The 11,958-nt window shown below is 72.5% G+C and carries 13 protein-coding genes; 1 reads left to right on the top strand and 12 read right to left on the bottom strand.

The genetic code is table 11. The annotated features are described in order from the left end of the window. Positions 1-8 precede the first annotated feature (8 nt). From yajC to pgsA, 12 genes are all read right to left on the bottom strand, one after another. Complete coding sequence (gene yajC, locus ACFVVA_RS22390; RefSeq protein WP_387691922.1) at positions 9-410, bottom strand: preprotein translocase subunit YajC; 402 nt, start codon at positions 408-410, stop codon at positions 9-11. Positions 411-670: 260 nt separating this feature from the next. Beyond that, positions 671-1,741, bottom strand: coding sequence for a Holliday junction branch migration DNA helicase RuvB (ruvB, locus tag ACFVVA_RS22385; protein ID WP_387692087.1), 1,071 nt, complete (start codon positions 1,739-1,741; stop codon positions 671-673). A gap of 53 nt (positions 1,742-1,794) precedes the next feature. Next, entirely contained in the window at positions 1,795-2,406 is a 612-nt protein-coding gene (gene ruvA, locus ACFVVA_RS22380) for a Holliday junction branch migration protein RuvA (protein WP_359897474.1), read from the bottom strand. Then, a complete protein-coding gene (gene ruvC, locus ACFVVA_RS22375) occupies positions 2,403-2,954 on the bottom strand; it encodes a crossover junction endodeoxyribonuclease RuvC (protein WP_359897479.1) in 552 nt (183 codons plus the stop codon). The genes ruvA and ruvC overlap by 4 nt, the downstream gene beginning before the upstream one ends. Positions 2,955-3,106: 152 nt before the next feature. Continuing rightward, positions 3,107-3,865 (bottom strand): YebC/PmpR family DNA-binding transcriptional regulator, encoded by a 759-nt coding sequence (locus tag ACFVVA_RS22370; RefSeq protein WP_049651428.1) that lies wholly within the window; start codon positions 3,863-3,865, stop codon positions 3,107-3,109. Positions 3,866-3,963: 98 nt separating this feature from the next. Further along, on the bottom strand, positions 3,964-4,587 hold the full coding sequence (gene pdxT, locus ACFVVA_RS22365; protein WP_359897475.1) for a pyridoxal 5'-phosphate synthase glutaminase subunit PdxT: 624 nt from the start codon (positions 4,585-4,587) through the stop codon (positions 3,964-3,966). A gap of 96 nt (positions 4,588-4,683) precedes the next feature. After that, entirely contained in the window at positions 4,684-5,595 is a 912-nt protein-coding gene (pdxS, locus tag ACFVVA_RS22360; protein WP_359914516.1) for a pyridoxal 5'-phosphate synthase lyase subunit PdxS, read from the bottom strand. 129 nt (positions 5,596-5,724) lie between these two features. Continuing rightward, positions 5,725-6,270: a hypothetical protein gene (locus ACFVVA_RS22355; RefSeq protein ID WP_359914514.1), complete on the bottom strand. Its 546-nt coding sequence runs from the start codon at positions 6,268-6,270 to the stop codon at positions 5,725-5,727. 29 nt (positions 6,271-6,299) lie between these two features. Further along, the gene (locus ACFVVA_RS22350) at positions 6,300-6,668 is read right to left on the bottom strand and encodes a 5-carboxymethyl-2-hydroxymuconate Delta-isomerase (protein ID WP_387691919.1); all 369 of its coding nucleotides are present in this window, start codon (positions 6,666-6,668) and stop codon (positions 6,300-6,302) included. A gap of 108 nt (positions 6,669-6,776) precedes the next feature. Continuing rightward, positions 6,777-7,958 carry a glycosyltransferase family 4 protein gene (locus ACFVVA_RS22345; protein WP_387691918.1) on the bottom strand — a complete coding sequence of 394 codons (1,182 nt, stop codon included), beginning with the start codon at positions 7,956-7,958 and terminating at the stop codon, positions 6,777-6,779. Between the two features lie 48 nt (positions 7,959-8,006). Then, positions 8,007-8,969, bottom strand: a complete 963-nt coding sequence (locus tag ACFVVA_RS22340) for a phosphatidylinositol mannoside acyltransferase (RefSeq protein WP_387691916.1) — start codon at positions 8,967-8,969, stop codon at positions 8,007-8,009. A gap of 16 nt (positions 8,970-8,985) precedes the next feature. Next, positions 8,986-9,633 (bottom strand): phosphatidylinositol phosphate synthase, encoded by a 648-nt coding sequence (gene pgsA / locus ACFVVA_RS22335; RefSeq protein WP_224278759.1) that lies wholly within the window; start codon positions 9,631-9,633, stop codon positions 8,986-8,988. A gap of 254 nt (positions 9,634-9,887) precedes the next feature. On the opposite strand from pgsA, the gene ACFVVA_RS22330 reads away from it, so the two are divergent. After that, the gene (locus tag ACFVVA_RS22330; RefSeq protein ID WP_387691914.1) at positions 9,888-11,936 is read left to right on the top strand and encodes an elongation factor G-like protein EF-G2; all 2,049 of its coding nucleotides are present in this window, start codon (positions 9,888-9,890) and stop codon (positions 11,934-11,936) included. Positions 11,937-11,958: the final 22 nt, after the last annotated feature.

Below are 11,958 nucleotides of genomic sequence, written 5' to 3'. Positions count from 1 at the left end.
CGTCCGTACTACTTGCTCGCGGGAGCCCCGCCCTCGACGTCACCCTTCTCGGCACCGTCCTTGCTGAGCGACAGCGGCTTGTCCTCGACCGGCTCGGCGTCGGCGGCCTCCGGCTCGGGCAGCTCGTCATCGGCGGGGCGGCCGTTGATGATCGCGTCGTACTCCTGGGGGTCCAGGACGGCCGCGATGGCGCTCTTGGTGAAGTGGGTGACCACGCCGGGCGCGATCTCCAGCTCGACGGTCTCGTCGTTGACCGCCTTCACCTGGGCGTAAAGACCGCCGATGGTGCGCACACCGGCCCCCGGCTCCAGCGCGGTCTGCATCTGCTGCATCTGCGACTGGCGCTTCTTCTGCGACCGGAACATGAGCACGATCGCGATGATCGGGAGGAGAAGGATGATGAGGTTCACTGCAGCCAGGGTCCTTTACGGGCCGCCGGCCGGCGGCCTGTGTGGTATTGGTCGGCCCGTCAGGTGAGAGGGGCGGTCCGGCGGAGTCTAGGCGACCCCGAATCGATCGGACAACGCCAAGCATCGCATCCTGCCACCGAAAGTGGCGAGCCTCCGCCTGCACAGTTTCCCCGGACCTCACTCCCGGCTCCTCCGTGTGCCACCACGGAAGCGCCGGGTGGGAACCGACCGGACCGACTCACCCGTTCAGCCGATGGCGGTCAACTTTCCTCGGCGGGGAGCAGCTCCGGTTGCGCCGGAACACGTCCGCGGACGGTCTGGACCGGTGGGGTCAGACCAAGGTGCTGCCAGGCCGCGGCGGTGGCGATCCGGCCGCGCGGGGTGCGGGCGAGCAGGCCCTCGCGGACCAGGAACGGCTCGGCGACCTCCTCGACCGTCTCGGACTCCTCCCCCACGGCGACCGCCAGTGTCGACAAGCCGACCGGACCGCCGCCGAACAGCCGCAGCAGCGCGTCCAGCACCGCGCGGTCCAGCCGGTCCAGGCCGCGGGCGTCCACCTCGTAGACGTCCAGCGCCTGGGCGGCGATCTCGACGGTGACCTGCCCGTCGTGCCGGACCTGGGCGTAGTCGCGGACCCGGCGCAGCAGCCGGTTGGCGATGCGCGGGGTGCCGCGCGAGCGCCCGGCGATCTCGGCCGCGCCGGCCGGGTCTATCTCCACGTCCAGCAGCGCGGCCGAGCGGTGCACCACCCGCTGGAGCTCGGCCGGGGCGTAGAACTCCATGTGCCCGGTGAAGCCGAAGCGGTCGCGCAGCGGCGGGGGCAGCAGGCCGGCCCGGGTGGTGGCGCCGACCAGGGTGAACGGCGGCAGCTCCAGCGGGATGGCGGTGGCGCCCGGGCCCTTGCCGACGATGACGTCGACCCGGAAGTCCTCCATCGCCATGTAGAGCATCTCCTCGGCCGGCCGGGACATCCGGTGGATCTCGTCGAGGAAGAGCACCTCGCCCTCGGTGAGCGAGGAGAGGATCGCCGCGAGGTCCCCGGCGTGCTGGATGGCCGGGCCGGAGGTGATCCGGATCGGCGCGCCCAGCTCGGCGGCGATGATCATGGACAGGGTGGTCTTGCCGAGCCCGGGCGGCCCGCTCAGCAGCACGTGGTCGGGCGCGCTGCCGCGCTTGCGGGCGGCCTGGAGCACCAGCGACAGCTGCTCGCGCACCCGCTCCTGGCCGATGAACTCGTCCAGCAGCTTGGGGCGCAGCGCCGCCTCCACCGCCTGGTCCTCACCGTCGGCGGCGGCCGTGACCAGCCGGTCGGCGGGTTCCGGGTCGTACATCGTCGCGGGCTCCAGAGTCTCCAGTATCGACAAATGGACAGATCGTCAGATGGTCAGCGGGCCCGGTTGAGGCCGCGCAGGGCGAGCCTGAGCAGGGCGCCGACGTCCGGCGTCGCCTGCGCCTCGGCCTCCGGGGTGACGGCCGCGACCGCCTCGTCCGCCTCGCGCGGGGCGTACCCGAGGCCGGTCAGCGCGGAGTGCAGCTGATCGCTCCACGGCGCCGGGCCGGTGGCGATCGGCTTCTGCGCCGGGACGGCGCCGTGCGGGGCGCCGAGTTTGTCCTTGTACTCCAGCAGCAGCTTGGCCGCCTTGGCCTTGCCGATGCCCGGCACCGCGACCAGCGCCTTCTCGTCGCCGCCCGCGACCGCGGCGCGCAGCGCGTCGGGGCTGTGCACCCCGAGGATCGCCTGCGCGAGCTTGGGGCCGACGCCGGGCGCGGCCTGGAGGATCTCGAACACGCCGCGCTCGTCGTCGTCCGCGAAGCCGAACAGGGTCAGCGAGTCCTCCCGGACCACCAGCGAGGTGGCCAGCCGGGCCGGCTCGCCCAGCCGCAGCCCGGCCAGCGTGTTCGGGGTGCACTGCACGGCCATGCCCACCCCGCCGACCTCGACCACCGCGGTCCCGGAGGAGATGGCCGCCACGGGCCCTTGCACGAAGGCGATCATCGGACGGTGCCTTTCGGAGGAGTGGAGCGGGGGGTGGCGCGGGCGGCCCGGACGGCGGCCTCCAGCCGGTTGGTCGCCCCGCCGCGCCAGATGTGGCAGATGGCCAGCGCCAACGCGTCGGCGGCGTCGGCCGGCTTGGGCGGCGCGTCCAGCCGCAGCAGGCGCTGCACCATGGCCGTGACCTGCGCCTTGTCGGCCCGGCCGGAGCCGGTGACGGCGGCCTTGACCTCGCTGGGGGTGTGCAGGGTGACGGGGATGCCGCGCCGGGTGGCGCAGAGCATCGCGACGGCGCTGGCCTGGGCGGTGCCCATCACGGTGCGGACGTTGTGCTGGGCGAAGACCCGCTCGACGGCGACCAGGTCGGGCCGGTGCTCGTCCAGCCAGGCCTCGATGCCCTGCTCGACCTGGAGCAGCCGCTCCCCGATCTCGGCCTCGGCGGGGGTGCGCACCACGCCGACCCCGGCCATCCGCAGCGGCCGGCCCGGCGCACCCTCGACCACGCCGACCCCGCACCTGGTCAGCCCCGGGTCCACGCCCAGTACCCGCACCACTCGCCCGTCTCCCTGTCACTCGCCACGAAGGACCTCCGCAGGCTACCGCCCGGGTCCGACAACCCGACCGACGACACCGGCCCGGTGGTCCAGAGACCACCGGGCCGGGCAGTGAGAACGGTCACTCACCGACGATCACTGAGCGGTGATCACTCGGCGTCGAGCTGCGCGCCGACCTCGTCGGAGATGTCGAAGTTGGCGAAGACGTTCTGCACGTCGTCGCTGTCCTCCAGGGCGTCGATCAGCTTGAGGATCTTGCGGGCGCCGTCGACGTCCAGCTCGACCTGCATGCTGGGGAGGAAGTTGGCCTCGGCCGAGTCGTAGTCGACGCCGGCGTCGACCAGCGCGGTGCGCACGGCGACCATCTTCGAGGCCTCGGAGACGATCTCGAACGAGTCGCCGAGGTCGTTGATCTCCTCCGGCTCCTGGTCGAGGACGACCTCGAACAGCTTGTCCTCGTCCACGCCGTCGGCCTTGGGGACGATGACGACACCCTTGCGGGTGAACAGGTACGACACCGAGCCCGGGTCGGCCATCGAGCCGCCGTTGCGGGTCATCGCGACGCGCACGTCGGAGGCCGCGCGGTTGCGGTTGTCGGTGAGGCACTCGATCAGGACCGCGACGCCGTTCGGGCCGTAGCCCTCGTACATGATGGTCTGGTAGTCGGCGCCGCCGGCCTCCAGACCGCCACCGCGCTTGACGGCGCGGTTGATGTTGTCGATCGGGACCGAGCTCTTCTTGGCCTTCTGGATGGCGTCGTAGAGGGTCGGGTTGCCCGCCGGGTCGGGACCGCCCGTGCGCGCCGCCACCTCGATGTTCTTGATCATCTTGGCGAAGAGCTTGCCGCGCTTGGCGTCGATCACGGCCTTCTTGTGCTTGGTGGTAGCCCACTTAGAGTGGCCGGACATCGCCAGCTCCTTTACGTCGCCAAAGGGAAATGAACAGATGAGATCTTACCGGTGTCGTCACCGGTGAAGCGCACACGGTCAGCGCGTGGTCGACGCCGTCAGCGCGCGTCCCCGGCGAGGTGCTCCTCGACCATCCGCACGAAGTACGCGTGCACCCGGTGGTCGCCGGTCAGCTCCGGGTGGAAGGAGGTGGCGAGCAGGTTGCCCTGGCGCACCGCCACGATCCGGCTCTCCGGGCCGTCCGCGGCGGGCAGCTCGGCCAGCACCTCGACGCCCGCGCCGACCGACTCGACCCAGGGGGCGCGGATGAAGACGCCGTGCACCGGCGCGTCGGCCAGGCCCGTGAAGTCGATCCCGGACTCGAAGGACTCGTTCTGGCGCCCGAAGGCGTTGCGGCGCACCGTCATGTCGATGCCGCCGACGGTCTCCTGGTCCTCGCGGCCGTCCAGGATCTTGTCCGCCAGCATGATCATGCCCGCGCAGGTGCCGTAGACCGGCATCCCGGCGGCGACCCGCTCGCGCAGCGGGTCCATCACGCCGAACAGCAGCGCCAGCTTGGACATGGTGGTGGACTCCCCGCCGGGGATCACCAGCGCGTCGACCTCGGCCAGCTCCTCGGCGCGGCGCACCGGACGGGCGAGCGCGTCGGCCTCGGCCAGCGCCACCAGGTGCTCGCGGACGTCGCCCTGGAGGGCGAGGACGCCGATGACAGGAGTGCTCACGGTCTTCAACCTCTATCGATCGTTACGACGGACTACGTGGCGCGGCCCGCCGCGCGCCGAGGCGCTGCGGCGGGCCGGCCCAGGACTACCGGGCGACTACCAGCCGCGCTTGGCGTAGCGCTCGGTCTCCGGGAGGGTGTCGCAGTTGATGCCGACCATGGCCTCGCCCAGGTTGCGCGACGCGTCCGCGATGACCTTCGGGTCGTCGAAGAAGGTGGTGGCCTTCACGATGGCGGCGGCGCGCTTGGCCGGGTCGCCCGACTTGAAGATGCCGGAGCCGACGAAGACGCCCTCGGCGCCCAGCTGGCGCATCAGCGCGGCGTCGGCCGGGGTGGCGACGCCACCGGCGGAGAACAGCACGACCGGCAGCTTGCCGAGCTCGGCGACCTCCTTGACCAGCTCGTACGGGGCGCGCAGCTCCTTGGCGGCGGCGTACAGCTCGTTGTTGTCCAGGGCGCGCAGCTGGCCGATCTCGTTCTTGATCTGGCGCAGGTGGCGGACGGCCTCGACGACGTTGCCGGTGCCGGCCTCGCCCTTCGAGCGGATCATGGCCGCGCCCTCGGCGATGCGGCGCAGGGCCTCGCCCAGGTTGGTGGCGCCGCAGACGAAGGGGGTGGTGAAGGCGAACTTGTCCGAGTGGTTGACCTCGTCGGCCGGGGTCAGCACCTCGGACTCGTCGATGTAGTCGACGCCCAGCGACTGGAGCACCTGGGCCTCGACGAAGTGGCCGATGCGGGACTTGGCCATCACCGGGATGGAGACCGCGGCGATGATCTCCTCGATCATGTTCGGGTCGGACATGCGGGCCACGCCGCCGTCCTTGCGGATGTCCGCGGGGACCCGCTCCAGGGCCATGACGGCGACCGCGCCGGCGTCCTCGGCGATCTTGGCCTGCTCGGCGTTGACCACGTCCATGATCACACCGCCCTTGAGCTGCTCGGCCATGCCGCGCTTGACCCGGGCGGTGCCGATCTGCGGCTGGTCTGCGGTGGTGGGGGTGGTGGACACGTGAGACCTCACTCGAAGATGAATCAGTGCTATCGCCCTATGGTAGGCAGAACGGGTGACCCAACCATGCGCCACCAAGTCCAGCCAGGACGACGGGACACGACAAACGGGCCGTATCCGGGGGACACCTTAAGCAGGTGCCCCTTCGGGTGTGAGAGCGGGCGGCGGGGCATCGTCCATTTCGAACGCCAGCGGGAAGGGCGCCTTGCCCGCCAGCCGGAAGTACCGCACCAGCCGGTGCTCGCGCACCGCCCGGGCCGCCCGCACCGCGTCGTTGTGGAACCGGCGGGCCATCGGCACCCGCCGCACCGCGGCCGTCAGATCACGAACCGCGTCCTCGCCACCCGGCTCGGCCGCCAGCGCCGCCATCTGCTCCGGCTCCTCGAACACCGCCCGCAGCGCCAGGCTCAGCTGGCTCTCCGCCACCTCGCGCTGCTCGTCATCGGCCTGCCGGGCCGCGTGCGCCGCGTCCAGCAGCAGCAGCGAGGCCGCCGGATCCAGCAACGAGGACGTCGCCAGCTCCAACGCCACCGAGGCCCGGCGGACCAGCTGCGCGTCCAGCGCCGCCCGCGCGGCGTCGATCCGGGCGTGCAGCCGGTCCAGACGACCGGCCGTCCAACTCAGGTACATGCCGAACAGCACCACGGCCACGCCGGCCCAGATCCAGGTAGTCACGGGCCGCTACGTTACCGGGTGTCACCGGTTCAGCCCTGGGCGGTCGCACTCCGGTAACTCTCCCGGTCGATGTCCGCGACGTTCACCGCCGTGAAAAGCCGGGTACCCGGCCGCGGCCGGACGTACTGCGCCAGCAGCGCCAGCACACCCTCGCTCAGCGCCGCCTTCGCCTCCGGCGAACGGCCCGGGAAGATCTGGAACTCCACGAACACCTGGGCGTCGGCGGCCGCCCCGCTGGTACCGACCACCAGCACCTCGCCCTGCCGGAACACCGTCTTGCAGGACTCCGGCTTCGCGTCGATCGTCGCCTCCGCCAGCCGGTTGATCGCCAGGCCGAGGCCCCGGCGGTCGAAGGTTCCGGCCAGGCCGGCCGAGTAGTCGACGGAGATCTGCGGCATCGTTGCCCCCGTGGATCGCAGTGGTACGGACGTCCGACCCTAACGCCACCGGCACCCCGGCCCGCCGCCCGGGACCGGTCCCGGACCGGCCCGAACCGCCGCGGCGGATCAGTCCCGGGCCAGCCCGAACCGACGCCGCCCGCCGCGCACGTCCTCCTCGACCACCGCCGCCTCGCCGGCCGTCACCGTCTCGTACACCGCCAGGATGTCCGCGCCCACCGTCGACCAGTCGAACCGCCGCACGTGCCGCGAGGCCGCCTCCCGCAGCTCCTCCAGCCGCGCCGGATCACCCAGCAGCCGCAGCGCCGTACGGGCCAGCGCGTCCGCGTCCTCCACCGGGAACAGCTCGCCCGCGTCCCCGCCGTCCAGCACCTGCTTGAACGCGTCCAGATCGCTCGCCAGCACCGGCGCGCCCGCCGACATCGCCTCGACCAGGATGATCCCGAAGCTCTCGCCCCCGGTGTTCGGCGCCACGTACAGGTCCACGCTGCGCAGCAACCGGGCCTTGTCCCGGTCGCTCACCATGCCGAGGAACTCCACCTGCCGGCGCACCTCGGGCGCCAGGCCCGCGACGGCCTCCTCCTCGTCGCCCTTGCCCGCCACCAGCAGCCGCACCCCCGGCCGCTCCGCCAGGATCCCCGGCAGCGCCGCCAGCAGCGTCGGCAGGCCCTTGCGCGGCTCGTTGATCCGGCCGATGAAGCCGATCGTGCCCGGCTCCCCCTTCGCCGCGCCGCCGGTCCACCGCTCGTCCGGCTCGGCCGCCGCGAAGAACCCCACGTCCACGCCGTTCGGGATCACCACCGCGTCCCCGCCCAGGTGCTCCACCAGGGTGCGCCGGGCGTACTCCGACACCGCGATCCGGGCCCGCATCTTCTCCAGCCCCGGCTGGAGGATCGGCGAGGCCGCGATCATCACCCGCGAACGCGGGTTGGAGGTGTGGAAGGTCCCCACCATCGGCCCGGTCGCCGACCAGGCGGCCAGCATCGACAGACTCGGCGCGGCCGGCTCGTGCACGTGCAGGATGTCGAAGCGCCCGTCGTGCAGCCAGCGCCGCACCCGGGCCGCCGACAGGATCCCGAAACTCAGCCGCGCCACCGACCCGTTGTACGGCACCGCCACCGACCGCCCGGCCGGGACCACGTACGGCGGCAGCGCCTCGTCGTCCTCGGCCGGCGCCAGCACCGACACCTCGTGCCCCAGACCGATCAGGTGCTCGGCCAGGTCCCGGATGTGGAACTGCACCCCACCGGGGACGTCCCAGTCGTACGGGCAGACGATGCCGATCTTCACGGGTTCCTCGAGCTCCTTCGGACAGTGGTGCGGGCAGGACGGAACGGCTCAGGACCCGGAGGCCTCGGCCGCGGGCTCCGGGAGCGCCTCCGCGCGCTCCGCGGGCGCCGCCTTCACCGTCTCACGGACCGGCAGGTCTGCCAGCCAGAACTTCTGCAGCATGTGCCAGTCCTGCGGGTGCTCGCGGATGCTCCGCTCCCACAGCTGCGCCATCGCCTGGGTCATCACCCGGGTGCGCTCCTTGCGGTCGCCCTCCTCGGGCACCGGCACCTCGGGATGGATCCGCGCCCGCAGCACCGGGCCGTCGTACCAGAGCGTCACCGGCAGCAGCGCCGCCCCGGTGCGCTGGCACAGCGCCGCCGGACCGGCCGGCATCCGGGTCGGCTCACCGAAGAACGACACCCCGATGCCCGCCTCCGACAGGTCCCGGTCCCCCACCAGGCAGACCAGCCGGCCCTCGCGCAACCGCCGCGCCAGCGTGCCGATCACGTTCACCGAACCGCCGGTCAGCGCCAGGACCTCCATGCCCAGGCCCTCCCGGAACGCCACGAACCGGTCGAACAGCCGCTCCGGCTTCAACCGCTCCGCGACGGTGGTGAACGGGTAGCCCTGCTGCGCCACCCAGGCCCCCGCGAGGTCCCAGTTGCCCATGTGCGGCAGCGCTATCACCGCGCCCCGCCTTGCCTCCAACGACTCCCGCAGATGCTCGAAGCCCTCCACCTGGACGTCCCGGGCCACCCGCTCCCGGCTCCACACCGGCAGCCGGAACGACTCCATCCAGTACCGCAGGTACGAGCGCATCCCGGCCCGGGACAACTCCCGCACCGCGGCCTCGTCCAGGCCCGGACGGACCCGGCGCAGATTCGCCTCCAGCTGGAGCACCCGCTTGCCGCGCTTGCGCCACGCGTAGTCCGCCAGCCGGTCGAACAGCCCCCGGGCCACCCGCTCCGGCAGGTGCTTCAGCAGCCCCCACCCCAGCGCGTACGCCCAGTACACCAGTCGGTCCGTCACCGCAGGACGCCCCCCATCAGCTCCCGGCCGCCGCTCGGTCGGCCTCGAACGCCTCCCGGCGCACGGTCAGCATCCGCTGGAACACCGTCACCAGGCTGCCCGCCGCCACCAGCCACAGCGCCACCGGCAGCAGCCACTCCACGTACGGCACACCGAATTTGTGCAGACCCGCGACCCCGGCCGCCACCAGGCTGGCCACCAGCCGCTCGGCCCGCTCCACCAGCCCCGACACGTCGCACGGCAGGCCCTGGCTCTCCGCCCGCGCCTTCGTGTACGACACCACCAGACCGCTCGCCAGGCAGAAGATCGCCACCGCACAGAGCAGGTTGTTGTCACCCTTGCCCGCGTACCACATCGCCAGACCGCCGAAGATCGCCGCATCGGCGACCCGGTCCAGGGTGGAGTCGAGGAACGCCCCCCACTTCGTGCTCCGGCCCAGCTGGCGGGCCATGTTCCCGTCCACCAGGTCCGAGAAGATGAACAGCGTGATCGTGATGGTGCCCCAGAAGAACTCCCCGCGCGGGAAGAACACCAGCGCACCGGCCACCGAGCCGGCGGTACCGATCAGCGTCACGGCGTCCGGGCTCACGCCCAGCCGGATCAGGAACGCGGCGAACGGGGTCAGGACACGTGTGAAGAAGGCACGCGCGTATTTGTTGAGCATGGCCTTCCCAGCCGCTCCGATCTCCCAGATACCCGCCTGGCGCAGAACGCGCGGCAGACGGCCGGGCGGATCAGCCCGTCCGGCCCACCCATCGTAGCCAGGCCGAGGACACGCTCCGGCGCACGCACCGCCGGACGTCGCCCCCGCCACGCCGCGCACACGCACGATCACCGATCGGCCGTACGACACGCGCCCCGCAGGACCCGACCCTAGACTGCGATGGACAAGCCTCGGCGCCACGGGAGGAGACCCCGATGCCCGACCGCAGCACGGCACGAGCCGGCCAGGCACCCGCCGTCACCGGCCCGAAGGACCTGCGCAACGTCGTCCTCATCGGCCCCAGCGGTGTGGGCAAGACCACCCTCGCCGAATCCCTCGCCCTCGCCGCCGGCGCCACCGGCCGGGCCGGCCGCGTCACCGACGGCACGACCGTCTCCGACCACGAGGACATCGAGCACCAGCAGCAGCGCTCCGTCCAGCTCTCGCTCCTCCCGCTCGAATGGAAGGGCGTCAAGATCAACCTGATCGACCCGCCCGGCCACCCCGACTTCGCCGCCGACCTGCGCGCCGCCCTGCACGCCGCCGACGCCGCCGTCTTCGTCGTCTCCGCCACCGACCCGGTCACCGCCCCCACCCGCGCCCTGTGGCGCGAATGCGCCGCCGAGGGCATCCCCCGCGCCATCGCCGTCGCCAAGCTCGACCTCGCCCACACCGGCTTCGACGACATCCTCACCGCCTGCCACGACGCCTTCGGACTCGGCCCGGACACCCTGCGCCCGCTCTTCCTGCCCGTCCACCACGACGGACACCCCGACGGCAGCGTCGACCTCCTCACCGGCGACACCTACGGCGACGCCGACCCCCTGCCCGACACCGCGCCCGCCCACGACAGCCTCGTCGAAGCGATCTCCGGCCAGGACGACACCCTCATGGAGCGCTACCTCTCCGGCGACACCCTCGACACCGACTCCCTCGAAGCCGGCCTGCGCCGCGAGGTCCTCTCCTGCGCCCTCCACCCCGCCGTCCCCACCAGCGAGAACGGCCTCGGCGCCGCCGAACTCCTCGACCTCGTCGCGCACACCTTCCCCGACCCCACCGAACGCACCCGCCCCGCCCCCGAGTGCGACCCCGACGCCCCGCTCGCCGCCCAGGTCGTCCGCGTCACCGGCGACGCCTACGTCGGACGGATCAGCCTGCTGCGCCTGTACGCCGGCACCCTGCGCCCCGACACCAGGATCCACCTCGTCGGCCCCGCCCACACCGCCGACCAGAACGGCGACGAACGCGTCACCGGCCTCACCAGCCCCTTCGGCAAGGCGCAGCGCCCCGTCCCGCACGCCGTCGCCGGCGACCTCGTCTGCGCCGCCAAACTCACCACCGCCCGCGCCGGCGACACCGTCCACGACCCCGGCCACCCCGTCGCCCTCGACGGCTGGACCCTCCCCGAACCGCTCCTCCCGATCGCCGTCGAGGCCCACAGCAAGGCCGACGACGACAAGCTCTCCCAGGCCCTCGCCCGCCTCACCGCCGAGGACCCGGCGCTACGCCTGGAACAGAACCCCGACACCCACCAGCTCGTCCTCTGGTGCACCGGCGAGGCCCACGCCGACGTCGTCCTCGACCGCCTCCGCACCCGCCACGGCGTCCACGTCGACACCGTCGAACCCAAGGTCGCCCTGCGCGAGACCTTCGGCACCGCCGCCGCCGGCCACGGCCGCCTGGTCAAGCAGTCCGGCGGCCACGGCCAGTACGCCATCTGCGACCTGGAGGTCGAACCGCTCCCCGCCGGCTCCGGCTTCGAGTTCCAGGAACACGTCGTCGGCGGCTCCGTCCCCAAGCACTTCATCCCCTCCGTCGAGAAGGGCGTCCGCGCCCAGCTCGCCAAGGGCGTCACCACCGGGTACCCGCTCGTCGACGTCCGGGTCACCCTCACCGACGGCAAGGCGCACTCCGTCGACTCCTCCGACGCGTCCTTCCAGAACGCCGCCGCCCTCGCCCTGCGCGACGCCGCCGAGCACGCCGTCATCCGCCTGCTCGAACCCGTCGCCGCCGTCAGCGTCCTGCTCCCCGACGACTACCTCGGCGCCGTCCTCGGCGACCTCTCCGCCCGCCGCGGCCGCGTCCTCGGCAGCGAGACCGGCGGCACCGGCCTCACCCTGCTGCGCGCCGAGGTCCCCGAACTCGAACTCGCCCGCTACCCGATCGACCTGCGCTCGCTCACCCACGGCACCGCCGAGTTCTCCCGCGCCTACCTGCGCCACGAACCCATGCCGCCCGCCCTCGCCCAGCGCTACACCGACTGAGCGGCCCCACGGCCGGACGGTC

Source organism: Kitasatospora sp. NPDC058048 (genome assembly GCF_042885555.1).
GTDB classification, from domain to species: Bacteria; Actinomycetota; Actinomycetes; order Streptomycetales; family Streptomycetaceae; genus Kitasatospora; species Kitasatospora lactacystinica.
The sequence above is the reverse complement of the archived record's forward strand: the minus strand, read 5'-3'. Positions and strand labels throughout refer to the sequence as shown.